Here is a 23,782-nt window from a genome sequence, read left to right on the forward strand (position 1 = left end):
TGCTATAAATTCTGATAGCATTCCCTAGGATTGTTTCATATAAAAGGTATTCATTATGGATTTTAATAAATCTTTGTTATCTGAAAATATTAGACTTGAAATAATGATTAGAGGAGATTTCGATAGGTTATACAATATAGCCAAAGATCCTGAAATATGGGCTCAGCATAATGATAAATCAGGTAGTCAAGTAGATTGGTTTAAAAGTATTTTAATGATGGTTTAAAAAATCCTCAAAACTGCTATTTAATTTTTTATAACAACGAATTGGTAGGTTCTACTAGATATTATGAGTATGACTATATTAAAAAATCAATAAAAGTAGGTTATACGTTTTGTGCTAAGCAATACTGGGGTACAGAGCTTAATAAAAAAGTTAAAAAACTAATGTTAGATTATGCATTTAACTTTATCGAAAATATATTTTTTGATGTATGGTATAAAAATATTCGTTCTCAAAAAGCAGTAATAAAGTTAGGAGCTAAACTTTATGAGAATGATACTTCTCAAGAAAGATTAGTTTTTATTTTAAATAAAAAAGATTGGGAAATTAATAGATAATTAGATGTAAGCTCTTCTTTGAGCAATTCTAGCTTTTTTAACAGCTTGACGTTTTGCTATTTTTCTTTTCTCAGTTGGCTTTACGTAGTGCTGCCTATCTCTAAGCTCTTGCTTGATACCAGCTTTCTCGCAAGCACGCTTGAAGTTTCTTAGGCTTATATCAAATGGTTTGCGCTCATCTACTCTAATACTTGGCATTATAGTACCTCAATATTTATAGCTTCAGGGCCTTTTCTACCTTCTTGAGTTTCAAAAGTAACTTGTTGACCTTCAGCAAGTGTTTCACCATTAAGTTTTGAAATATGTACAAATACATCTTTGCCACCATTCTCAGGAGAGATGAAACCGAATCCTTTTTGGTTGTTGAAAAACTTTACTGTACCTTGTGATTTATTATCCATTTTTATTCTCTTTAGTTATTTGTTAGTTAGTTCTAGCATATTCAATGCTATTTTATACCGTATGGACTTATGAAATAACAATTTAAGGGATTAAACAAAAACTGAAATTAAATAATATGAAAAATTTACTGTTAATAAAAATTTCTCTATTCCTTACGTGATAGATTATAGTATAAAACAGCGCTAAAAGATACAATTTAGAAGAAAATATTTAAAACTCACTAGGTATATTTGAAACACTATTAGTCAAGCTTCGTCCTTTTTGATTGAAGAAGATCTTTAGCGCTAGACATTGATTGACTTGAGGTTCTAAGTTTTTGATTTTTTTATCAAATTCTATCTCTAAATCTATATTATAGATATTGGCTAATTCTAATAAACTTATAAATACGTCAGTAAGTTCAGAGCTTATTTTGTCATTACCACTAGTTTCTCCATAAATTTCTTTTTGCATTATTTCATTAGCTAATTCACCAACCTCTTCAGTAAGAGCTATGAAACTAGCAAGTCTAGGGTGGGTAATTCTTTAAAGAGTTCGGCAACTGTATCTTGTGCTTTTCTGATTCTCATATTTATGCGATGTATTTATTTATGCTAATAATTCTAACATCGTTTTTGGTATCTATATATTCATTAACTGATAGTTTATAATGAGGTATCTAGATTTTTTGAAAAAAGTAGTTGTAATATATGAGTAAAATAATAATTAAAACTCCAGATGAAATAGAGAAGATTCGGGTTGCTGGTAAATTAGCAGCAGAAGTTTTGGAAATGATAACTCCCTATGTAAAAGAAGGGATAACAACAGCTGAGTTAGATCAGATCTGTCATGACTATATAGTCAAAGAACAGGATGCTTATCCTGCACCATTGAATTATCACGGTTTTCCTAAATCTATCTGTACATCTATAAATCATGTAGTTTGCCATGGAATTCCTGCTGATAAGAAATTAAAAAATGACGATATTTTAAACATAGATATTACTGTAAAAAAAGATGACTATCATGGTGACACTAGTAAGATGTTTATGATTGGCGAACCTTCGGGGATGGCTAAAAAATTAGTTGAAGTTACTTACGAATGTCTTTGGAAAGGTATAGAAGTTGTTAAGCCTGGTAATCATTTTGGCGATATTGGCGCTGTAATAGAAAAGCATGCTAAAAAATATGGCTATTCTATAGTTGATGCTTTTTGCGGTCATGGAATAGGTGCAAGCTTTCATGAGCCTCCACATGTAATGCATCATGGTAAAGCTGGCACAGGTGCTAAATTTGAAGAGGGTATGATTTTTACAATTGAGCCAATGATAAATATTGGTAAAAGAGCCGTATCTGTGTTAAAAGATGGTTGGACAGCTGTAACAAAAGATAGATCTCTATCAGCTCAGTGGGAGCATACAATCTTAGTTACGAAGGATGGTTACGAAGTTCTAACATTAAGAGAAGAAGAAAGAAGCTAAAATGACAAAACAAGTAACTCAAAAGCTCGTGAATCAAAAATGTGAACTTTTACGCTCACAGAATGAAGAAATCACAGTCAATAAAGTTAGAAAGCTTATTGGTGAAGGTGTTTCCATTATTGATTTAGTTGAGAAGGTTACTTTATATAAAAATGATAGAAAGCAAGCTATTACAACTGGAGAATTAGAGCTGGAGCTGACAGTAACTACTGTTGTTAAAGACGAGTTGCTAGAAGCTATCAAATCTACTCTCAAAGAATCAGGTATTAAAGAGGATAAGCTTGCTTATAGCTTACGTAGTAATATAAAGCAGTATATTGATAAAGAAATATCAAAAAGCATAAATAAGATAAAACAAAAACAAGTCGAAATCTCAAATAAAAATGATAGTTTAGAAATAGCAAACCTCACTTTAGACAGGCGTTACAAAGAGTTATTAGAAAAATATAATGAACTAAAAGAAGAGTCATATAGTCTGAAACAAAGCTATAACTCTAAGTCAATAAAGTATATGGAGAAAGAAGCTACTGAGAAGATGCTGCTAGCTTGGGAAGACTTTAAAGGAATCAAAGAACAGTTATCAAGTCTTGGTGGATATGCCAAGGTGGCTGTGTATGATAAGAGAGGGGTTATTGTTATTAAATTTCCCGCTACAGATTTTCTTACGCAAGAGTGTCGAGCTGGTGTTAGTAGATATTTAAAAGCAAAAACTGTATTTGATTATAGTATTCAGGCTTGGGTCCTTTCTGGATTTAAAGACATACTTAAAACATTAGATTTTTTACAAAGGAATAAGTTTGTGTTCTCAAAAGAGCTAGAAACAATAGCTTATCTGAGAAGGCAAAAAAGCTAAGAAACTATTTCTTTGTATACCAATATACTACTTGTCTAGTATAGATCGCCTTGTTGATATATAATTTATCGATAAATATTTATATTTTTCTATAAAAATGGATTTATTATCGAGCTTAGAAAGTACTCAGTCTGTAGGGGAGTTTTCAGAACAAGCATATTTAAATTATTCGATGTATGTGATATTAGATCGAGCTCTACCTCATATTTCTGATGGGCTTAAGCCTGTACAGAGACGTATTATTTATGCGATGAGTGAGATTGGCTTAAGTCATTTATCTAAATATAAAAAGTCTGCACGTACAGTAGGTGATGTGTTGGGTAAGTATCACCCTCATGGTGACAGTGCTTGTTATGAAGCAATGGTGTTGATGGCACAGAATTTCTCATATCGCTATCCATTTATTGATGGGCAGGGTAACTGGGGCTCAATTGATGATCCAAAATCATTTGCGGCAATGCGATATACAGAATCACGCTTATCTAAATATGCAGTATTATTATTAGATGAGCTAAAAAAAGGTACTGTTGATTGGGTTAAAAACTTTGATGGTACAATGGATGAGCCAAAACTCTTACCAGCACAAGTACCAAATATCATCCTAAATGGGGCAATGGGAATTGCGGTGGGGATGTCAACATATATACCTCCTCATAATATTACAGAAGTGATAAATGCTTGCTTGCATTTGTTGTCTAATCCTAAAGCTAGTATTGAAGAAGTATTAGAAATAATTGATGCTCCTGATTATCCCGGTGGTGCTAATATTATTAGTAGCAAAGAAGAGATCGCTGAAGTATACAAGTCTGGTAATGGCTCTATACGTCAGCAAGCTGTATATGAGTATGATAATCATGGTAATGTGATAATTACTCGATTGCCTCATCAGGTATCTAGTGCTTCGGTAATGGAGCAAATTGCTAATCAGCTTAAGCAACAAAAGATTACTTGGATTAAAAATATCCAAGATGAATCAGATGATAAAGAGCCCGTTAAAATAGTCCTATATTCAGCATCGATAAAGAAGAATATTCAAAAAATAATGGGGCATCTATTGGCGACTACAGATCTTGAAAAAAGTTTCCGTGTAAATATGAATATGATTGGTCTAGACAATAGACCTCAGGTTAAGAATCTATTAGATATACTTAATGAATGGTTAGAGTATCGTAGGTATACACTACGCAGAAGATTACAAACTAGTTTGGATAAGGTTCTAGATAGGCTACACATCTTAGAAGGTATGCTGATAGCCTTTTTAAATATTGATGAAGTTATTAATATTATCAGAAATTATGATGATCCAAGTTTAGAGCTTCAGAGTAGATTTGCACTTTCTGAAATTCAGGCTGAAGCAATTTTGAATATTAGGCTACGTAAATTAGCAAAGATTGAAGAAATTGAAATTAAAAAAGAGCAGAAAGAGTTACAAAAAGAAAAAGAGTTACTTGAAGGGTATCTAAATAGTGAGGTTAAGTTTAAAAACTTAATGAAAAAAGAATTAAAACAAATTCTTTCTGATTTTGGTGATAGTAGACGCTCTAAAATAGTTCAAGCTGATAAAGCCCAAGCTCTAGAAGAGAAAGATCTGATGCCTAGTGAAAGAGTTACTGTTATCTTATCAAAAGCTGGTTGGGTAAGATGCGCTAAAGGTGATAATATCGATCCTAAAGGCTTAAGTTATAAGCCTGAAGATAAACCATATTTGGCAACCTCTGGCAATAGTAATATTAAATTGGTTTTCTTTACTAAGCTTGGTAAAGCATATTCGATGTATGTTGATAAGTTTCCATCAGCTAGAGGCTATGGTGAGCATATAACCGCATATATTCCTTTAGATAAAGAGGATGAGATTATTAATATAGAGTTTGCTAATGTTGCTGAGCATTTCTTAATTGCAAGTACTAGCGGAAAAGGCTTCGTGATACCAGCTGAAGATTTGATAGCAAATAAAATTACAGGTAAAAATATCTTTGATGCTGATGATGTCTTTAAGTTTATACCGTATGATAAAGATTTCAAGATGCTTGCAGTTAGTTCGCAAGGTAGGGCGATTATTCGTGACTTTGAAAGCTTTGCAGTCCTTAAAAAAGGTAAGGGTAAAACTATAATTAAACTAGATAAAAAAGATAAGCTTAAATTTATAGAGCTATTCAAACCAGAGCAAGAGCTTACTCTCAATGCAGGTAAGAGGTTTATTCGTATTGATAATAGAAACTTTGAAACATACTATACAGATAAGTCGTCTGGTGGTGGCGTATTGTTACCACAAGGTTTTAGAAAGATAACAAAAATAGATATAGAGAGTATAGAATGAAAAAAATAGCGATATTAGGGGCTATGGAAATTGAAATCCAGCCGATATTACAAAAATTAGAAAAATATGAAACTGTAGATTATGCAAATAATAAATATTATGTTGCTAACTATAATGGCATAGAGCTTGTTATAGCTCATAGTAAGATTGGTAAAGTTTTCTCAAGTCTAACAGCAACGATAATGATAGAGCATTTTAGCGTGGATGCATTGCTATTTACAGGAGTAGCTGGTGGGCTTCAAGATTTGCAAGTAGGTGATATGATTGCTGCAACGGCAACAGTTCAGCATGATGTTGATATTACAGCTTTTGGCCATCCTTATGGTAAGATTCCTATTTCTGAAGTTGAGATTGCTACTTCAGCACGGATACTAGAACAAGCTAAAGTAATCGCAAAAGAGCTTAATTTAAATTTACATACTGGATTAATCGCTACTGGAGATCAGTTTGTCCATTCTGCTGAAAGAAAAGATTTCGTGGTTAAAGAGTTTGATGCAAAAGCTATAGAGATGGAAGGAGCTAGCGTTAATCTTATTTGTAATGAAATGAATATCCCTAGTTTCATACTAAGAAGTATCTCAGATACGGCTGATGGCGATGCTCCAGAGAACTTTGATGAGTTTGTTAAAATGGCTGCAAATAGATCAGCTGATTTTGTGATGAAATTAGTTGATAGAGTAAAATAATAGTTATGATCTTAAAGTTTAAGCATAAACTTGGAGCGTTAATATTAATATTGATATCGAATTACGGCTATGGCTTAATAGAACAGCAGATCAAAAATGTTCAGCAAACTATAGATTTGCTACAACAAAAAAACTATCAAGATTATTTGATAGTTAAAAATGAAAACAACATTACCGATCAAAAAACTAAAACTTACTTAAATTATAAAGAGATATCTTTACATCCTGATAAATTCTCTCAACAACAAATCCTGCAATTTTTCAAAGCTCATAAGGATGAGTATTGAGCATCTGAGCTATGTGATGACTTAGCAATATATTATGCTAAAATGAAAAATTGGAAAATGTTTGAAAAGTATTATGATGGCGATTTGCAAACGGTAGGCCAGTGCTGAGTTGCAGATAATCAGAGTAAGGTAGATAAAAATAAGGCTATCAGGAATTTTGCTAAGTATTGGCAAAAAATAAATTTAATGCACCAGAGTGTGTGGGATTGGATAAAGATGTCAAAAAATATACTCCAAAAGAAAAGCGGTGCATATTGGATAAAGCACATAATCTGGCATTGATTAATGATTTTAATGATTCGTCAAAGCTTTTGGCTAAATATGTTAAACAGGATCAAGAGTATGCTAATTACATAAATCAGTGGAAGTACGTTACTTATAATCTTAGTGTTAACAATTTAGATGGTTTTATAAAAAAATATCATGAATATCCAAAGTTTACAGATGTGATTTTGGATATTGCCAGTAATAATGTAAAAATTGATGTTTTGAAATATGGCTAAGGTTTGGTAAAAGTTAAGATATAGAAAGCTGCTAAGTTATCAAGCGCAACAACAGATAGATGAGAAAATAGGAGTTGCTCTTGCACAAAATCATGATAGTAATGCTAAGCAATGGTTATGGAAAATTGATAAAAAGCATATTTCTAAAGTTGCGGAGGATTGGATTTTAAGAGTTGATTTATATAATTCTAACTACAGTGGTTATATAGAAGATTATCTTAATAGTTCAAAACAAGTACAACAAGCAAAAGTGTGGAAATACTGGCTAGCTTATAGTTATCAGAAAATTGGTATGCCTGATAAAGCTCAGCCGATTTATATTGAGCTAGCTAAAATTCCATATAATTATTACTCATATCTATCTGCTGATGTTTTAGATATAAATTATAGTTATGGTGATAATAATTTTAGTGGTATATCTTATTCTGAAATTCAGAAACTTGAATCAGATGAAAATGTTAAACATGCTATAGAGTTACATAAAATGGCTCAGTTTAAAGATTCTGTAAAACTTTGGAAATGGATAGTTCGTAAAAAGTTTTCAGATGGCTATAGAAATGAAATACCTCTTTTAGCGCAATTAGCTTGGTTATATGGGATGTATTATCAAGCAATATTTAGTATGCATGTGATGGGTTTGGATAATCATGTACATTTACTATATCTAGATGCTTTTGATGAGATTGTGCAGGAGCAATCTAGTAAATATGATTTGAAACAAGCTTTGATTTACTCAATAATAAGAAAAGAATCTTTATTTGAAATTGAAGCAAAGTCATATGTGGGTGCAAAGGGATTGATGCTAGTTACAGTTCCTACGGTTAATTTCATATCTATAAATATAGATTAGGCTATAACATCAATAATTCATCAGATGAAATATTTGATCCTTACATAAATATTAAAATTGGTTCTGCCAATTTAGATTTTCTAGATAGTTTATTTAAAAGTAATTTAGTTCTAGCTATTGCAGCATATAATGCAGGTCCGGGAAATGTTGCTAAATGGCTAAATAATAAAGAAGTTCCGACAACCATTTGGATAGAGAATATTCCATTTGGTGAAACCCGTCATTATGTAAGAAAGGTTTTGGTTAATATGATCGTATATAATAATGTTATTCTAAAGGATAATAAAAAATTAAGACTGAGTGACTTACTAAATACAAATGTTTCGAATGAATTTGATTTTAGGAAGTAACTTTGTCTAGTAATAATATTGGGTTTTATTGTTAATAATGTTAGTATTTCTAACAAAATAAATTTTGTATATCTAGAAGTGTTAAGTAAAAAAAAGTTTATCATAGGAAGTATAGCATTCTTATCAATAGGTATTGGTTATAGTATTACAAACCAGCAGATACAGTATTCACAACAAGCGATAAAAGCTTTAGACAAAAAAGATTATAAGTTATACTATTATCTAAAAACAAAGCTTAAAGATACAAGCATATATCCGTATCTTCAATGTAAAGAAATAGCTATAGATCCTGTTATCTTTGAGATAGCAACAATAGATGATTATCTCAAAGAGAATCAAAACAGTTACTGGAGTAGTCAACTTAGAGATGATTTAGCAAACTACTATGCCAATAAAAAAGATTGGCAACATTTTCAGAAATATTATAGTGGAGACTTAGGTATATCAGGCAAATGTTGGTCAATGCAGGCTGAATATGAGTCAGGTAATAAGTCTAAAGCTATAAATGAATATGGAGAGCTTTGGCAAAATCGTGTCTATATGCCATCAGCATGTAATGATATGCAAAAGTATTGGGATAACTCTGAAGATAAATCAAAAGAGTATCTAATTACAAAGGCATATACTCTGGCTTTTGCTAATAAGTTCGATGATAGTTTGTGGTTACTCAATACATATGTCAAAAATAATAAAGATTATGTGAACTATATATCAGCATGGCAAAATGCTACAAAAAATCCTAGTAATTTGGATGGTTTTATAAATAGATTCCATAATTATAGAAACTTTGACAAAATCTTCATCAATATATCGACTAATTTAGTTAAAAAGAATCCTGAGCAATATGCAAAAATATGGGATAGTTTAAAAAATAAAAGATATCTTAGTAATGAAGCTAAGCAACAATCTATTTCTGCTATAGCTGTTAGTTTTGCTAGATCACAATCACCACAAGCTAAATATTGGTTAGCGAGAGTCGATAAAAGATATCTTGATACCACAGCATGGGAATGGTTGCTGAGAGTAGATTTATATAACGAGAATTTCAAAGATTATATACAAACATATAATCAATTACCTAAGAAATCTCAGCAAGATGAAGCGTGGAGATATTGGTTAGCATATAGTTATGAACAAGTAGGTCAAAAAGCAAAAGCGGATGAGATATATGTAAATTTAACTAAGACTCCTCTAGATTATTACTCATTCCTAGCATCTGACAAGCTTGATAAGCCATATAATTTTGGTAATGATAATGCTGATAAGTTAGATAGTAGCGAAGCTAAAAAACTTGAATCTGAAGAGGCTATTCAACAGGCAATTGATTTATATCAGATTGAGCAATTTAAGGATTCTACAAGTCTTTGGAAGTGGACGATACGCAATAAACTTAAGAATAAAGATATTACACAGATCAAAGAGTTAGCTAGATTGGCAGAAGATAATAAAATGTACTATGCTGCAATATTTAATATAGCTGTAATTGGTAAATACAATAATATTGATATGTTGTTTCCGAAAGCATTTTTAGATACAGTTAAGAAGAATGTTAAAGAATTTGGTATAGACCAAGATCTGGTATTATCGATAATGCGTAAGGAGTCATTGTTTGATGTTGAAGCAGGATCATGGGCAGGTGCAAAGGGACTAATGCAAGTAACAGAGCCTACGGCCAAATTTATTGCAAAGAAATATAAGTTACCTCTAATAGGCGATGAGTCTGAAAGCATGGCTAGTCAAATATTTATACCTGAGAATAACATTAAGCTTGGTACAGCTAATTTATATTTCTTAGAGAAGCTCTTTGATAAAAATCCTGTATTAGGAATAGCTGCTTATAATGCAGGTCCGGGAAATGTTGCTAAATGGCTGAATAATAAAGAAGTTCCGACAACCATTTGGATAGAGAATATTCCATTTGGTGAAACCCGTCATTATGTTAGAAAGGTTCTAATGTATATGATTGTATATAATAATTTTGTATTTAAAGACAAAAAGAATCATATCAGCAACTTCTTAGACTATAAAATATCTGATAAACAGAGCTTTAGAAAATAAACTCTTATAAATTTAAATAGTATATAATCGTATCAAGTGTTTTGTTCTGCCGTAAAGCTAATGCGTGTGATAAGTGGTATCAAAAGAGAGAATTTATTGGCATACTTTCTGACATACGTTGGGTATATGACTCTAACAATTTCAATGACTCTGACACCATCATTAGCATCTAATTTAAGTCTGTCTGATTACGTAACTCAGATAGCCATGAGCCTATCATTTTTTTATGTTTAGTATTTCTGCGATTTTATTTGCGACTTTAACAGATGTTTTTACAGAAAAGAGAGTACTATTTTTTTCACAGAGCTTGTCTATATTTGGTTTAATTTGCTTGGGATTATCAGATAATATCTATGCTGTATATGTTGGTTTTGTGAGTTTAGGGCTTGGCATGGGATGTTACTCATCTATTGCTAGGGCATTAATATCACGTAATGCTGACAATAATAGCTAAATGAAAAAAGCATATTCGGTTTTATCAGTAATGATAATAGTTGCACCTATAGTTAGTACATACTTAGCTTTGTTATTGATTCCGATTTCTTGGCGAGCAGCTTATTTTTGTATGGCAACAATTGAAATGGTATTATTTATATTTTCAATAAAAATATTAACTGCTGATGATCAAAGGAAAATCGTAATTTCAGCTTCTAAAATACTCTCTGGCTTTGCTCATGCACTATCTCAGCCTAGATATTTGTTAAATGTAATGATTGTAGCGATACTCTTTTCTTTTTATCTAGGTGTCTTGATGAGCTCATTTAAAGGTTTGTTAGTTGATGAGTTAAATATGTCTATAGATGTCTTTACCATAGTATTTTTAGTGACATCTTTACTATATATTCTTGGGATATTTAGTTATCGCTTTTAAGGCAGATAGTAGTCATAAGAAACGCTATAATCTAGGTATTTTGGCTATTATATTTATCTTTATAGCGCTATAAAGTTTTTTAGAAATATCATCATATAGTACTGTGACAACTTTGCATTTAATATGTTATTTTTTAGGCTTTTTTATACCAATGGCTACAGGTGCTGCTATGAGTAATATTACCAAAGGGCATGGTACTGCTGCTGCGATGATAACATTTTCAGTAGCATTGTGTATGTCAATATGGGGATTTCTGAAGGCACATTTTAAATATGTCAAATTATCATTTTATACTTTTGGCTTTGAGGATTAGTTTTAGTTTAGCATTATTGCTGAAGATTATTATAGTTTTTGTGGTTGAAAAAGATAGAAAATAATAATTTCTATTCTGTTAGTTATTTGACATATTAAACTCAGCGAAATATAGTGGTTTTGAGGATTATAATTTCTTCATTATAAGAATTTATTTAGTCTAATCTAAAAAAGCATAATCATTTAAAATGAGTACTATAAGCCAGATGTTACGAAGTTTTGTGATTCACCAGTAAATGATATTGTATAGGTATAAGATACTTTTAGACTAAGATTATCGACATACTTGATTGGAAACATAACTCCAACTGGGAAGACTGCAAATCCTCCCTATGTATTATTTGTATCTAAATAGCTATTTGGAGCATTACGTTGATTAGCTATACCATTAATACTTGTGTGTCCAATTCCAAGTCCGGCAGCAGCATATGCAGTTACATAATTATTTATTTTGTAATAGTATTTCGCAGCTCCAGCAAAATAGTTATTAACCTGAGTCGTATTGTATTGGCTAACAAGAAAATTTTGGTATATAAACTCCACAGCATAAGATTCACTAAATCTATATCCTAAGTTAGCAACTACAGTTCCACCACCTTTAGACATATTGGTTTGTTGCCCCCAACCACCATTAATCGCGACATATATTGATGGTTTAAAAGTCTTCTTGATTATATCGTCAAGATCGTTAATGTTATAGTAGTTTGGCGGTAATCTATAAAGATTCTCGGTATCTTTTTCAAGTTTTTTGGAATCTGATTTAATATTAGTATCAAGCTCAGTATTTGCTAACACTTGGTTAGCTATCAAAAAAAGAATTATGCTGAATAAAAGATTTTTTATTTTCATACTTATTTAATAAAAACTTTAGGGTATGATTTAGTCTGAATAATTAGCATCAAACTGAATTTTTTTGTGATGGTGCTAGTTTGACACCAATCTCTTCAGCTAAGTCTAACATACTCATAATGAACTGTTCTCGTTGCTCTAGCTCTTCTCCCCAATCTGCAGAGATAAAGAAAACATAGACTAATATTTTTATAGATGCGGGTTTTAGATCATTTACTCTTACGTAATATCCTTCTTTTCTCATATGTGAAGTATTCTTGATTAACTCATTGATAGCATCAACATAGGATCTAAGTTTAGCGGTAGGTGTTAATTCATCAACCTCAAGAGCGGTCATATATCTTCTATATATCCTCTCACCCATATTATTGATTTGTGATGTTACAAAAGCATAGTTAGGGATAATTAATGCCGAATCCTCAAATGTTCTAATAGTAGTACTTCTTAGGCCAATTTTCTCAACTATTCCTTCTTTATCTTTTATAATTACCCAATCACCAATTTTTACAGGTCTTTCTATAGCTAGTATTATTGAGCCAAATAGATTTTCAATTGTGTCTTTACCAGCTAGAGCAATAGCAAGACCACCAATCCCAAGAGCTACTAAGAAATGAATCATATCAATTCCAAGCTCTTGGATAATGAATCCTGTAATAATTAGAATTATAATTAGATTAATTATCTTGTTTGCGATAATCGGTGCAAAGGCAAATCTTGCTGATCTGTTTGGATCTTTGACTTTTTTGTAAGAAGATATTGTAAAAGAGCACAACACATTCACTATTTCTGTACATAAGAACATAATGACAATGCCGTACACAATTCTAAATACAAGATCAATATAATAACAGGTATCTACAAAGATAATCATTGAGTTAAAAAAGAAGAAATATCCAATATACATAGATATCATCAATGATATTGCGATATTAAGTTTTTTGATGGTTTTGAAGTCTTTGTTTTCAAATATATTACTAAGGATTCTAAAGACTGGACTTAGAAGACAAAATGCTAGCTTATAAGAGATGTAAAATAACGTTAGTGAGATGATACCTATAATCATACTGTATATAAATTGATTATATGCAGTCAAAAGAGTTGGGATGTTTTCCCAGATGGTATAATGCAAACTGTAACTTAAATGGTCTCTAGGAGAGTCAATCGAATCATTTAGGTAGGTATCAACAGCATTTAATAAAGTTTGTTTGGTAAATATCCAGCTATATTTACCAGTACTGGTATCTTTGACGTATTCAAGGTATATACTTTTACCAACTTCAGGAGATGTATATATCATTACAAGATTACTACCAGGAAGAACTTCTCCTGGAATATTTCTAAAGGTTATATCAGCATTTTTGAATATTTTATTCATACTAAAGGCAACAAATGAAGCATAACCTTCTCTAATATTTTGAGGTACCCATTGAATGTCCATAGTTGCAAAAGCATCTCGGATGTCAAAACGATAACTTTGGTTGACTCCAAAAATAAATCTCATATATGATAATATAGGCATTGAGACATCTTTTATATTATCTATGGTAAAGTTCTTTTCTTGTCTATATTCAATAAATTTTTCAGTTGTTTTACTGTTATCAAAATTCTCTTGAGTAAAGTACCAATCACCATTTTCTTTTTTTGCCAAGTAGAAAGTTTGCTTCTCGGCACCTGTGCCTAGGGTTATCTCTAGTTTGTTACCGGTTGCTTTGTTAGGTACATCTTGAAGTTTAAAGTTGGTTTTTAGAAGTGCTACAAGCATTTTATTAACATTGATATCTTGTTCACTAATTGTATGGTCATTAACTTTAATATTTTGGGGAGAGATACAATTTATTGCATCATAGTAGTATTGATGATAACCAATCAAAGATCCCAAAGACTTATAATAAAAGTTAGTGAACAAGTTGCGCGGGGTTTTGTTGTTAAAAGTACTGACTTGATTTTTTCTTATGAGGCCTAAAGACGGATCCTCTATACTTTTAAAGGTTTGATCAGACAAATATTTAGCATTGAAAAAAGGTTTTGCGTAGGCTACTACAGATATGATGGCGATAGCCAAAAATAGTATTTTAAAAATCCGTATCAGTAAAGAATATTTTTTGTTTATATATATTGTTACTTTTATATAGAAAATATTTTAGAGATTTTAGATTAATGAAAAAAGCTATGCAATTTATTTTTAGCCTTAGCAATTGCTATAAAGTATGTGCATTAACTAAGTTATTATAGCAAAGAGGTATGATTTTAAATGTTATTTATAGTAATATTTGTAGCTAAGTTTATAAATAATAAGTGACTAAAATGTTTTCTCATCTTCGTGTCCATACAGGATATTCTGTTGTTGATAGTACAGTTCGTTTAGGAGATCTTTTTGCTCGAGCAAAAGATAAAAGTATTGTCGCAGTAGCATTAACCGATGTGTGTAATTTATTTGCTGCGGTTAAATTTTATAAGCAAGCTTTATCAAATGGGATTAAGCCTATCTTTGGCGTAGAGCTAAAGATTGATACAGAATTTGGCGTATGTGATTTAGTACTATTAGCAGAAAATAATCAAGGTTATCAAAATATAGTTAATCTAGTTTCAAAAGCATATCAAGAGGCTGATAGGTTTGGTTCAATACCATTAATCCCCAAAGACTGGCTAAAAGATATAAATTTGGCAAATATCATCTGTCTAAATGGTGGTCAGAATGGTGAGCTAGGCAAAGCTGTTTTAGCTAAAGATAATATCAAGGCTGAAGAAATTATTAGTGAAAATATCGCAATTTTTGGTAGAGATAGTTATATTATTGAAATTCACAAACTTGAGTATGAAAATGAGGGCTTATACAACGAGAAAGCACTCGAATTTGCAAGTGAGCATAATCTCATAGCAGTAGCGACAAACTTGACGGTATTTTTGGAGTCAGATGATTATGATATTCATGAAATCAGAGCTTGTATCAATGAAAAAACAACGATCCTTGATGAGTCGCGCAAATCTAAATTTACAAGAGAGCAGTATCTAAAATCAGCTGATGAGATGTATCAAACTTTCTCAGAGCTACCAGTGTTGTTAGAGAATACTTTAGCAATAGCAAAAAGGTGTAATGTAACATTTTATCTAGGTAAACCATGTTTGCCAACTGTTGATATTCCAGATGGTTTGACGGAGAGAGAGTACTTTTCAAAGCTATGCTATCAAGGTTTAGATAAACGTTTAGCAAAAATTATAGAAAACAGACCAGTTGATAAACATGAGCATATTATAAAAGTTTACAAAGATAGACTGCAACGCGAGATCGATATTATCTGTGATATGGGATTTCCTGGTTATTTCTTGATAGTTGAAGATTTCATTAGATGGTCAAAAGAGAATGATATCCCAGTAGGTCCAGGGCGTGGTTCTGGTGCTGGTTCATTAGTAGCTTATTCACTGCTTATTACTGATATTGATCCTTTACCGTATGGGTTGCTTTTTGAGAGATTTCTAAATCCTGAAAGGGTATCGATGCCAGATTTTGATATTGATTTCTGTATTCAAGGTCGAGATAGAGTTATCAAATATGTAGAGCAGAAATATGGTAAACAAAGCGTTGGGCAAATTATTACTTACGGTACTATGGCTGCCAAAGGTGTGGTACGAGATGTAGTGCGTGTAATGGGACAGAGTTTTGGTTTTGGAGATAGGATTGCTAAGCTAATACCAGAAATGCCGGGTACTACATTTAAGAAGATTCTTCATGAAGGTGAGCCTCTATACGATGAAATGCAGGCAGATGAAGAAGTTGCTGAGATTGTTGAAAAAGCTCAAAAATTAGAAGGTCTACCACGAAGTTTAGGTAAGCATGCGGCGGGTATTGTGATATCCCCGACTGTGATATCAGATTTTGCTCCTGTATATTGTGAAGATAAAGGTGGAGATATAGTTACCCAATTTGATAAGGGCGATGTTGAAGATGTTGGTCTTGTGAAGTTTGACTTCTTGGGATTGAAAAACTTAACAATCATCAAAAATACTATTGCAAGTATCAATGCTAAAAGACCAACTAATCAATCATCTCTAGATATCTCTGATATTCCTCTTGATGATGAAAAGACATTTAAACTACTACAGGCTGGTAAAACTATCGGTATATTCCAGCTAGAGTCACAAGGGATGCAACAGATTGTCAAAGATCTTGGCACTTCAAATTTTGAGGAGATTATCGCCCTAGTAGCCCTATATCGTCCTGGTCCGATAGAGAATATTCCAACATTCGTAGATCGTAAACATGGTAGAAAGCAAACTATCTATTTACATCCATTACTAGAAGAAGTGCTTAGAGAAACTTATGGTATACCAGTTTATCAAGAGCAGGTAATGCAAATGGCGCAGAAGCTAGCTGGTTATACTTTAGGTGGAGCAGATTTATTGCGTCGCGCAATGGGTAAGAAAAAGCCAGAAGAGATGGAGCAACAGCGTAAAATTTTTAAAGAAGGTGCTGCTAAATATCACAATATTGAAGCTGGCCTCGCTGATGAGATATTTGACCAAATGGAAGCCTTTGCTGGTTATGGTTTCAACAAATCTCATGCTGCGGCTTATGCGTTGATTGCATACCAAACAGCTTGGCTGAAGGCTCATTACCCTGATGAGTATATGGCAGCTCTTATGTCGGGTGATATGGGTAATACAGATCAGTTGGTTAAATTTATTTTAGATGCTAAGAATATGGGTATCACGGTTTTAGCACCAAATGTAAATAAGAGTGTCTATGACTGTATTGCAGCTTTAAAAGGGACGATTTTATTGGGTCTAGGAGCTATCAAAGGTCTAGGTGGTGAAGCAATCAAAAGTATACTTAATGAGCGTGAGGCAGGTGGTAAGTGTAGTTCTATTTTTGACTTAACTCGTAGAGTAGATTTGCGTAAGGTTAATAAAAAAGCACTCGAAGCATTATGTTGTGCAGGAGCTATCAAGGATATATCTAAAAATAGAGCAACAGCTTTCAATTCTATTGAAAAAGCTATTAAAAATGCGGGTTATGTGAATGAAATGGCAGCAGCTGGGCAAAATGATTTATTCGGTTTTACAGAACAAGAGAGTGATACTGATACAGAGCTTGAAAGAGAGTGTATTGTAGAAGAGTGGAATCTTAGAGAGCTTTTGATTAATGAGAAAAAAGCATTAGGAATGTATTTCTCAGGGCATATTATTGATGGTGAAAGTCATTGGCGTAATCATGTTAGCTTTAGTGATCTTGAGAAAATCCAAAAACCAAGCATGGATGGTAATTCTGTAAGAATTATTGCAAGTATGATAACACCACCAGCTAGACGAAAAACTAAGACTGGTAGAATTCTATATATTATTAATATTGATGATGAGTTTGATAGAGCAGATTGTTTGATTGGTGAAGATGTATTTGCTGCAGTTAAAGATAATATTCAGGTTGATGATGTGGTTGTAGTAGAGGGTAAAGTTAGCCGCGATAATCAAAGAGAGTGCAATAAGCTAAGTGTTGATAAGGTACAACCAATATCACAATATATTGATGAGAATTTTAGTAAAGTTGAGCTGAATTTAAGAAGTCAAAATGTAAATTCAACTAACCTAAAAAAAGTATTAGATAACCTAAAGAAAAATATCGCTACTACTGATATTCAAAGAGAAAATGTCTTAGAGATAAAAGTATCTCTAGATGATGTTGATGCTAAGTTTGAATATTTTCGAAAGCCATTCTCGGTGTATGAGTTTGTTAATGATATTAGTAGGTTAATAGCTGAGGGAAGTACGGTTAGTTTGAGTGGGGTTTAAAACATATAAAGTCATTCTACGGCTTGACCATAGAATCCAAAGAAAGGCTTGATAATGGCATTTGTGTATATTCTTGCGAGTAAATGTAATGGAACACTTTATATAGGTGTAATATCAAATTTAATCAAAAGAGTTTACGAGCATAAGTAGGGTTATTCTGATGGTTTTACCAAAAAATATGAGGTCAAAAAGCTAGTATATTATGAGCAGTTTAATAATATAACAGACGCTATTTATCGTGAGAAAAGATTAAAAACTTGGCAAAGAAAATGGAAACTAGACTTAATAAATAAGTTTAATCCTAGATGGTTAGATTTGTATGCTAGTATTTTAGCATAGTGGATTTAATTTCACATTTTGGTTTTTGGATACTACGGTCGGAGCCGTAGTATGACGACTAGTGGAATATGTTAGGGCTTAGTAAAAAGATTGTCATTCTACGACTTGATCGTAGAATCCAAAGAAAAGTTTAGCAATGACATTTGTGTATATTCTTGCGAGTAAATATAATGGAACGCTACAAGGGCGCGTAACACTTGGGCAAATAATATAAAAAATTACAGAGGTAAAAAATGCGATATGTAGTGATACAGATAATATTAATTGTTCTAGCTTTACTTTTTCTCTGAAGGAGTTGTTTATGTCTAAGTTTCTAAAATATACCCTCATTATCGCAATACTGATAATCATAGCATCATTTGTTAGAATCAAGAAGGATAATGAGATAGTTCCAACAGTTGTTAGCGTTCAAAAAATCGGTTAATTATCTACATTAAAAGTCACAGTCAGTGGTAATTCTTTATATGTTTCTGATAATGGTACATTAGTAGAAAATACTGCAAAATATAGATATAAAGCATCTGCTACTTTATCGATAAATATTGATAAATCTGATATCAAAATTGATGCCAAAGATAGAACTATAATACTAAGAGTCAAACCACCCAAAGTATCATCTATTACGATAGATTTTAATAAAACTAAGCAGCTAAGTAGGCAAGCGTATACATTTAAGGTACTACCTAGATTAGGTTTTATAAATACAGATCCAGATGATAACTTAGCAAATATCGCATATAAAGAAGTTCAAAAACTTACAGATAATGTAGCTTCATCACAAGAGCATATTGAAGAGGCGAAAAAATAAGTTTGTTAATTTGATGAATAAGTAGTATTAACCATTAGGTTGGAAAGTTGTAGTGGATGGGATGGGATAAGATTTAAAACTCTCTCCCACCTTATAGGTGGGTATTAAAAATATAAACAATAGATTTACATTTAAAAAGTAATGATGTTATTTATAAAGATTTTATTAAGTCTTTGAAAGAAAAACTTCAAAATATTATAGAAGATAAAATTCTTAATGAATATTGTCTGTATTAAACCTGTCTCAAGATCTAACTAAAAGCTTTGAATATTGATTTGCAAATAAAGATTTGTTTTTTTATCTTATTAGACACTTTATAATAATTTCTAACTCCTAAAATTGGTACAAATACCTCAATATAGAATGTTAATATCCCTGCTAATGACATTGCAATTAAAAACATATTTTGAGAAAGACTCATTAAAATTAGTGGTGGTAAATAAGTACAGATTAAGACTTTAATGTAAGCATTTTGTCCAAAAGCATCTTTTAAAGCATTGATTACACCTATAGATATACAACAGAAAGAGCCTATCATAGATATTAATTGAAAAGCGCTTAACATATTGCTAATAGTGTATGACTGAGTGAAAAAGCTAATACTATTATTAAAAGCTATAAGCTGATTTTTACTATTATAAATACTCATCATTCCATGACTACCTTCTACTGGTATTGTAAAGAATATTACCAAAATCCATGCTATATAAATCAGCGCTATGACTGTTGTACTAAAGATAAGTAACACAACAAAAGATTTAAAAGAAATACGCTTATCATAAAACTTTACTAAACTTGGGATAATAAAGTGATAACCAAAAGCATTAAATAATACAAATAAGAATGAAAATACTCCTATTGATCTAATAGGATAGCTATCAATACTAATATTAATTTTGCTTGTAGGATAAAAAATTAGAAATATAGCTATGATAATAAGAGAGAGTTTAGCTATGACAAATATAACATTACTCTTGATTATAATTCTAGAGTTATAAGTTGTAACTCCACCTAGTATAAATACTAGAATCACACCAGATAATAAGTAACTTAAATTACTGTTTTGTGCAAAGTATAAGCTTACGGATGAACTAATGCCAGATATGTAAGTGGTCAGTGTTAAATATAGTATTAATAGATAACCTCCAAAAACAGTAACCTTAGCTCCTTTAAAGTTTAAGAATTTGGTAGATAGTGAGAAATATGTATTGTGCTTAACTGAGAGGTTATAAGATATTTTTAATATACATAATCCTGTAAATGTCATTATTAGCCATACTAAACATACTGCCAATAAACTTCCCACAAATCCTAAGTTAGCAGCAGCAATAGGTAAACCTATGATACCACCACCTATAGTCGAACCAATAATCAAAAATACACCTATAAACTGCTTCATATTCCATTATTTTGAATAATTATTTATATATGATAGTTTAAAAACATCTCCTTTGGAATATTTTTTATCATTAGAGTGATATTTTTATTATTTTATTGAATAAAAATTCACAAATTGGTTAAGATTATTAGGTGGTACCTACCGTGATAATATAGTCTTATAGACTATTATAAATTTGTCCTAAAATGCAAAATACTCTTCAAACGGATTGGTTCAAAGTTATTACTTTGATTGGATTTTTGTACTATACTTATTGGCTGGATTAAAAGTAGATTTTTATAATGAAGTATTATAAGCATATAGATGGTCTTAGAGCATTAGCAGTATTGGCTGTAGTGTTATTCCATTTAGATATTAGCTGGGTTAAATCAGGTTTTCTTGGGGTTGATATATTTTTTGTTATTTCAGGTTTTCTAATAACCATCATCATTATTCGTGATCTAGAAAATAAAACTTTTTCTATCAAGGCCTTTTATCTTAGAAGAATGAGGCGTATTTTGCCTGCATTTATTGTGGTGCTTATATTTTCAACAGTTTTTGCGTGGTTAATTTTATTACCTCAAGATTTAAGAGATTACTCTAAGTCGCTAGTTAGTGCTTTGGGATCATTTTCAAATTTATATTTCTTTAGCTCACTAAATTTTGGCTACTTTAGTACTGATTCGGAATTGATACCTCTATTGTATACTTGGTCTCTAGGAATCGAAGAGCAGTTTTACATATTTTGGTCATTATTTTTGATAGCGGTATTTTATATTCCTGTTAAGTTCAAAAATAGAGCTGAAATGACTACACATCAGAAGTTATTATATGGTTGTGTGCTTCTAACTATTTTATCGCTAGTCTCTTTAATATTTTAAAATAGTTCAGAGTATTATTATTTTCCAGTTACAAGAGCATTTGAGTTATTGTTTGGATGCTTTTTGGCAATATATTCAGTCAATAAAGAAATTACTCTAAGCAAGTTGACTGCAAATATCTTGGGATTAATATCTGTTGTATTGATGCTAGTACCTATACTTTTTGTAAAAGTATTTTATCCAGGTTTGGGTATGATAGAGGCTTGTCTTGGGGCAACTTTATTTATATATGTAGGCTTAAATAATAACAATGTCTCTTTCATACACAGAGCTTTCTCACTTAAACCATTGGTTGCAATTGGCTTAATATCATATTCATTATATTTATGGCATTGGCCGATAATTGCTTATGTTAATTATCTGAGTATTGATAGTACTTACTTTATCAAGGCTATTATTCTTATCTCTAGTTTTGGCTTAGCGACACTGACTTATTTCTTAGTAGAGAAACCTTTTAGATATAGATTTAAAATGTCGTTTTCTAAAACATTGGTTGTATTGTGGATACTTCCAATATTTTTAGCGTCTTCATTTGCCTTATGTACTAAATATGTCAAAAACTTTGCTGTTAATATTCTACCACCAATTGTAGATCTTCGTAAATTAAATGGTATTTATGGTTTTGAGAGAGTTGATGAGAATAAGTGTTTTTTACAAAATGCATCATCAGAGTTTACATCAAAAATGTTACCTCCGGAAAGTAAATGTTTAATAGGCGATGCTTCGCAAGATAAAGATACAAATATACTATTTATTGGTGATTCTCACGCTCGTGCAGAGTTTCCAATGTTAGGTGTGTGGTTGTCAAATATTCATAAAAGTGCCTACTTAGTATCTCAAAGAAGTACTCCTTTTATAGAAAATCTTCCTAATACAGAATTAGGAGTATCAATGATCGATAGAAACAATGCGTTGAAAGACTTGATAAAAAAACAGTCTTTTAAATATGTTGTTTTGGGTGGTGATTGGTCTGAGAAAAATAATGAGCCCTATATATCAGGTATCGAAGAATCAATAAAGCTAATAATTGAGAATAATGCAATTCCTGTGGTGATACTAGATACTCCAAAACTACCAAAAGGTTTTAATAACTACTGTATTGTTTCAACTACTAGGTTCATTTTACTGTTTGATCCTCATCATTGTGAGCTTCGATTGAAATATGTGCAAGATCAGCAAGAAGAGTTTGAGGAGTTAATGTATAAACTTAAAGCTAAGTATCCTCAACTAGTTTTGATAGATCCTAAAAAAGTCTTGTGTAATAGCCACTATTGTAAGACTTCCTTAAATGGTATACCAGTATATATGGATAGTCATCACCTAAATTATTTGGGATCACAAGAGATAGCTAAAGAGTATCTTAAAAAGTATGGCAATCCTTTAGCATCTGTAGTTAAATAAAGCTAGGAAAAGTAGTTTTTAAAATGAAATCACAATTTATACAATATAATGACATAAATAATGAAGTTTTATATCAAAAATGTAAACCTGTAACAGATATTCAAAGTTCTGAAATACAGAATATTATCGCTGAAATGTGTGAGAAAATGCAAGGTAATGGTATAGGACTTCAGCTAATCAAATTGGCTATTATTATCAAATATTTATGATAGAGTTTGATGGCTCTAATGCAAGATATCCATTAAGTTTTGACAATGTTCCTTATCAAGTATTTATAAACCCTAAGATTACAAAAGCGTCTAAAAAGAGAGTCAGTTTTTGGCATGGTTGTCTAAGTGCTTTAGGAGAAAAAAGAGGTAAGCTTACAACATATAAAGAGATTGAGTATGAGGCATATAACAAGCATGGTAAGAAGATTACAGGTAAGTTAGATTCTATAGCTGCGGTAATATTTCAACATGAGTTCAATCATCTACATGGTTCTGTGTATGTTGATTTTGATACTGAATATATTGATAACGAAGAGCTTCAATCAAAATTTGCGAGCGGAGAAATCAAACCTTATGAAGATTGTGGTGATGAAATACCATTAATCATAGGTGGTTATATTATTGGTAGTGATATTTAGAGATATTTGTTTTTTAACAAAACTTTTGAATATAGAGTTGACATAATAATTAATGAGAGTACCATATGTGGCTATTGACGATAATAGCAGTCTGGAACCACCTGATCCTATTCCGAACTCAGAAGTGAAACGGTCTCACGCCAATGATAGTCTGGCAACGCCCAGGTGAAAGTAGGTAATCGTCAAACCTTTTTTCAATTTTTC

The 23,782-nt window shown here is 31.5% G+C and carries 23 protein-coding genes, 1 rRNA gene and 4 pseudogenes; 21 read left to right on the forward strand and 7 right to left on the reverse strand.

Annotated elements, in window-relative coordinates:
- The first annotated feature begins 55 nt into the window (after positions 1-55).
- Positions 56-561: pseudogene (locus FNO12_RS02380) on the forward strand (GNAT family N-acetyltransferase).
- On the opposite strand, the gene rpsU reads toward FNO12_RS02380, so the two are convergent.
- The 3 genes and pseudogenes from rpsU to FNO12_RS02395 form a co-directional block, all read right to left on the reverse strand.
- Positions 562-759 (reverse strand): 30S ribosomal protein S21, encoded by a 198-nt coding sequence (gene rpsU / locus FNO12_RS02385; RefSeq protein WP_014715030.1) that lies wholly within the window; start codon positions 757-759, stop codon positions 562-564.
- Positions 759-962: a cold-shock protein gene (locus FNO12_RS02390; protein ID WP_014715031.1), complete on the reverse strand. Its 204-nt coding sequence runs from the start codon at positions 960-962 to the stop codon at positions 759-761. The genes rpsU and FNO12_RS02390 overlap by 1 nt, the downstream gene beginning before the upstream one ends.
- A gap of 242 nt (positions 963-1,204) precedes the next feature.
- Positions 1,205-1,532: pseudogene (locus FNO12_RS02395) on the reverse strand (MazG nucleotide pyrophosphohydrolase domain-containing protein).
- Positions 1,533-1,652: 120 nt separating this feature from the next.
- Between FNO12_RS02395 and map the strand changes: the two are divergent.
- The 13 genes from map (at position 1,653) to FNO12_RS10145 (ending at position 11,511) form a co-directional block, all read left to right on the forward strand.
- Positions 1,653-2,423, forward strand: a complete 771-nt coding sequence (gene map, locus FNO12_RS02400; protein ID WP_014715033.1) for a type I methionyl aminopeptidase — start codon at positions 1,653-1,655, stop codon at positions 2,421-2,423.
- A gap of 1 nt (position 2,424) precedes the next feature.
- Complete coding sequence (locus FNO12_RS02405) at positions 2,425-3,276, forward strand: hypothetical protein (RefSeq protein WP_014715034.1); 852 nt, start codon at positions 2,425-2,427, stop codon at positions 3,274-3,276.
- Between the two features lie 97 nt (positions 3,277-3,373).
- On the forward strand, positions 3,374-5,593 hold the full coding sequence (gene parC, locus FNO12_RS02410) for a DNA topoisomerase IV subunit A (protein ID WP_014715035.1): 2,220 nt from the start codon (positions 3,374-3,376) through the stop codon (positions 5,591-5,593).
- The gene (locus tag FNO12_RS02415) at positions 5,590-6,279 is read left to right on the forward strand and encodes a 5'-methylthioadenosine/adenosylhomocysteine nucleosidase (RefSeq protein ID WP_014715036.1); all 690 of its coding nucleotides are present in this window, start codon (positions 5,590-5,592) and stop codon (positions 6,277-6,279) included. The genes parC and FNO12_RS02415 overlap by 4 nt, the downstream gene beginning before the upstream one ends.
- 50 nt (positions 6,280-6,329) lie before the next feature.
- Complete coding sequence (locus FNO12_RS10110; RefSeq protein ID WP_234388552.1) at positions 6,330-6,566, forward strand: hypothetical protein; 237 nt, start codon at positions 6,330-6,332, stop codon at positions 6,564-6,566.
- A gap of 167 nt (positions 6,567-6,733) precedes the next feature.
- Positions 6,734-7,069, forward strand: a complete 336-nt coding sequence (locus FNO12_RS10115) for a hypothetical protein (protein WP_231138803.1) — start codon at positions 6,734-6,736, stop codon at positions 7,067-7,069.
- Positions 7,070-7,319: 250 nt separating this feature from the next.
- Positions 7,320-7,919, forward strand: coding sequence for a transglycosylase SLT domain-containing protein (locus tag FNO12_RS10120; RefSeq protein WP_250637396.1), 600 nt, complete (start codon positions 7,320-7,322; stop codon positions 7,917-7,919).
- A gap of 50 nt (positions 7,920-7,969) precedes the next feature.
- Entirely contained in the window at positions 7,970-8,269 is a 300-nt protein-coding gene (locus FNO12_RS10125; RefSeq protein ID WP_250637402.1) for a transglycosylase SLT domain-containing protein, read from the forward strand.
- Between the two features lie 78 nt (positions 8,270-8,347).
- Positions 8,348-10,327 (forward strand): lytic transglycosylase domain-containing protein, encoded by a 1,980-nt coding sequence (locus tag FNO12_RS02425; protein WP_041257498.1) that lies wholly within the window; start codon positions 8,348-8,350, stop codon positions 10,325-10,327.
- 60 nt (positions 10,328-10,387) lie between these two features.
- Positions 10,388-10,561: a hypothetical protein gene (locus tag FNO12_RS10130; RefSeq protein ID WP_231138804.1), complete on the forward strand. Its 174-nt coding sequence runs from the start codon at positions 10,388-10,390 to the stop codon at positions 10,559-10,561.
- On the forward strand, positions 10,554-10,781 hold the full coding sequence (locus FNO12_RS10135; RefSeq protein WP_030003369.1) for an MFS transporter: 228 nt from the start codon (positions 10,554-10,556) through the stop codon (positions 10,779-10,781). The genes FNO12_RS10130 and FNO12_RS10135 overlap by 8 nt, the downstream gene beginning before the upstream one ends.
- Entirely contained in the window at positions 10,782-11,198 is a 417-nt protein-coding gene (locus FNO12_RS10140) for an MFS transporter (protein WP_030003370.1), read from the forward strand. It begins immediately after the preceding gene.
- 151 nt (positions 11,199-11,349) lie between these two features.
- Entirely contained in the window at positions 11,350-11,511 is a 162-nt protein-coding gene (locus tag FNO12_RS10145; RefSeq protein WP_030003371.1) for a hypothetical protein, read from the forward strand.
- A 329-nt stretch (positions 11,512-11,840) separates the two neighbouring features.
- On the opposite strand, the gene FNO12_RS10150 is transcribed toward FNO12_RS10145, so the two are convergent.
- Positions 11,841-12,305: a hypothetical protein gene (locus FNO12_RS10150; protein ID WP_234393962.1), complete on the reverse strand. Its 465-nt coding sequence runs from the start codon at positions 12,303-12,305 to the stop codon at positions 11,841-11,843.
- Positions 12,306-12,408: 103 nt separating this feature from the next.
- The gene (locus FNO12_RS02440; RefSeq protein WP_233418146.1) at positions 12,409-14,361 is read right to left on the reverse strand and encodes a mechanosensitive ion channel family protein; all 1,953 of its coding nucleotides are present in this window, start codon (positions 14,359-14,361) and stop codon (positions 12,409-12,411) included.
- A 302-nt stretch (positions 14,362-14,663) separates the two neighbouring features.
- Between FNO12_RS02440 and dnaE the strand changes: the two genes are divergently transcribed.
- The 3 genes and pseudogenes from dnaE (at position 14,664) to FNO12_RS10155 (ending at position 18,906) form a co-directional block, all read left to right on the forward strand.
- Positions 14,664-18,143: a DNA polymerase III subunit alpha gene (gene dnaE / locus FNO12_RS02445; protein ID WP_014715040.1), complete on the forward strand. Its 3,480-nt coding sequence runs from the start codon at positions 14,664-14,666 to the stop codon at positions 18,141-18,143.
- Between the two features lie 54 nt (positions 18,144-18,197).
- A pseudogene (locus FNO12_RS02450) lies at positions 18,198-18,482 on the forward strand (GIY-YIG nuclease family protein).
- Between the two features lie 301 nt (positions 18,483-18,783).
- Entirely contained in the window at positions 18,784-18,906 is a 123-nt protein-coding gene (locus tag FNO12_RS10155; RefSeq protein ID WP_014715041.1) for a hypothetical protein, read from the forward strand.
- On the opposite strand, the gene FNO12_RS11705 is transcribed toward FNO12_RS10155, so the two are convergent.
- Both FNO12_RS11705 and FNO12_RS02460 read right to left on the reverse strand, forming a co-directional pair.
- Positions 18,903-19,091, reverse strand: coding sequence for a hypothetical protein (locus FNO12_RS11705; protein ID WP_030003372.1), 189 nt, complete (start codon positions 19,089-19,091; stop codon positions 18,903-18,905). The two genes, FNO12_RS10155 and FNO12_RS11705, sit on opposite strands and share 4 nt — an antisense overlap.
- Positions 19,092-19,540: 449 nt before the next feature.
- Positions 19,541-20,689, reverse strand: coding sequence for an aromatic amino acid transport family protein (locus FNO12_RS02460; protein ID WP_014715042.1), 1,149 nt, complete (start codon positions 20,687-20,689; stop codon positions 19,541-19,543).
- Positions 20,690-20,970: 281 nt separating this feature from the next.
- Between FNO12_RS02460 and FNO12_RS11850 the strand changes: the two genes are divergently transcribed.
- From FNO12_RS11850 to rrf, 4 genes and pseudogenes are all read left to right on the forward strand, one after another.
- A complete protein-coding gene (locus tag FNO12_RS11850; RefSeq protein WP_231138807.1) occupies positions 20,971-21,549 on the forward strand; it encodes an acyltransferase family protein in 579 nt (192 codons plus the stop codon).
- 63 nt (positions 21,550-21,612) lie between these two features.
- A complete protein-coding gene (locus tag FNO12_RS02465) occupies positions 21,613-22,950 on the forward strand; it encodes an acyltransferase family protein (protein ID WP_231138808.1) in 1,338 nt (445 codons plus the stop codon).
- Between the two features lie 23 nt (positions 22,951-22,973).
- Positions 22,974-23,578, forward strand: a pseudogene (locus tag FNO12_RS02470) (peptide deformylase).
- A gap of 73 nt (positions 23,579-23,651) precedes the next feature.
- Positions 23,652-23,766: ribosomal RNA gene (gene rrf, locus FNO12_RS02475) — 5S ribosomal RNA — on the forward strand.
- Positions 23,767-23,782: the final 16 nt, after the last annotated feature.

Origin of the sequence: Francisella orientalis FNO12 (assembly GCF_001042525.2) — a bacterium.
GTDB classification, from domain to species: domain Bacteria; phylum Pseudomonadota; class Gammaproteobacteria; order Francisellales; family Francisellaceae; genus Francisella; species Francisella orientalis.

Coding starts and splice junctions, on each gene's coding strand:
- dnaE (WP_014715040.1), top strand. CDS start 14,664: ATGTTTTCTCATCTTCGTGTCCATACAGGATATTCTGTTGTTGATAGT.
- FNO12_RS02405 (WP_014715034.1), top strand. CDS start 2,425: ATGACAAAACAAGTAACTCAAAAGCTCGTGAATCAAAAATGTGAACTT.
- FNO12_RS10135 (WP_030003369.1), top strand. CDS start 10,554: ATGTTTAGTATTTCTGCGATTTTATTTGCGACTTTAACAGATGTTTTT.
- FNO12_RS11850 (WP_231138807.1), top strand. CDS start 20,971: ATGAAGTATTATAAGCATATAGATGGTCTTAGAGCATTAGCAGTATTG.
- FNO12_RS10155 (WP_014715041.1), top strand. CDS start 18,784: ATGTCTAAGTTTCTAAAATATACCCTCATTATCGCAATACTGATAATC.
- rpsU (WP_014715030.1), bottom strand. CDS start 759: ATGCCAAGTATTAGAGTAGATGAGCGCAAACCATTTGATATAAGCCTA.
- FNO12_RS10130 (WP_231138804.1), top strand. CDS start 10,388: ATGCGTGTGATAAGTGGTATCAAAAGAGAGAATTTATTGGCATACTTT.
- parC (WP_014715035.1), top strand. CDS start 3,374: ATGGATTTATTATCGAGCTTAGAAAGTACTCAGTCTGTAGGGGAGTTT.
- FNO12_RS02415 (WP_014715036.1), top strand. CDS start 5,590: ATGAAAAAAATAGCGATATTAGGGGCTATGGAAATTGAAATCCAGCCG.
- FNO12_RS02460 (WP_014715042.1), bottom strand. CDS start 20,689: ATGAAGCAGTTTATAGGTGTATTTTTGATTATTGGTTCGACTATAGGT.
- FNO12_RS10140 (WP_030003370.1), top strand. CDS start 10,782: ATGAAAAAAGCATATTCGGTTTTATCAGTAATGATAATAGTTGCACCT.
- FNO12_RS10145 (WP_030003371.1), top strand. CDS start 11,350: ATGGCTACAGGTGCTGCTATGAGTAATATTACCAAAGGGCATGGTACT.
- FNO12_RS02390 (WP_014715031.1), bottom strand. CDS start 962: ATGGATAATAAATCACAAGGTACAGTAAAGTTTTTCAACAACCAAAAA.
- map (WP_014715033.1), top strand. CDS start 1,653: ATGAGTAAAATAATAATTAAAACTCCAGATGAAATAGAGAAGATTCGG.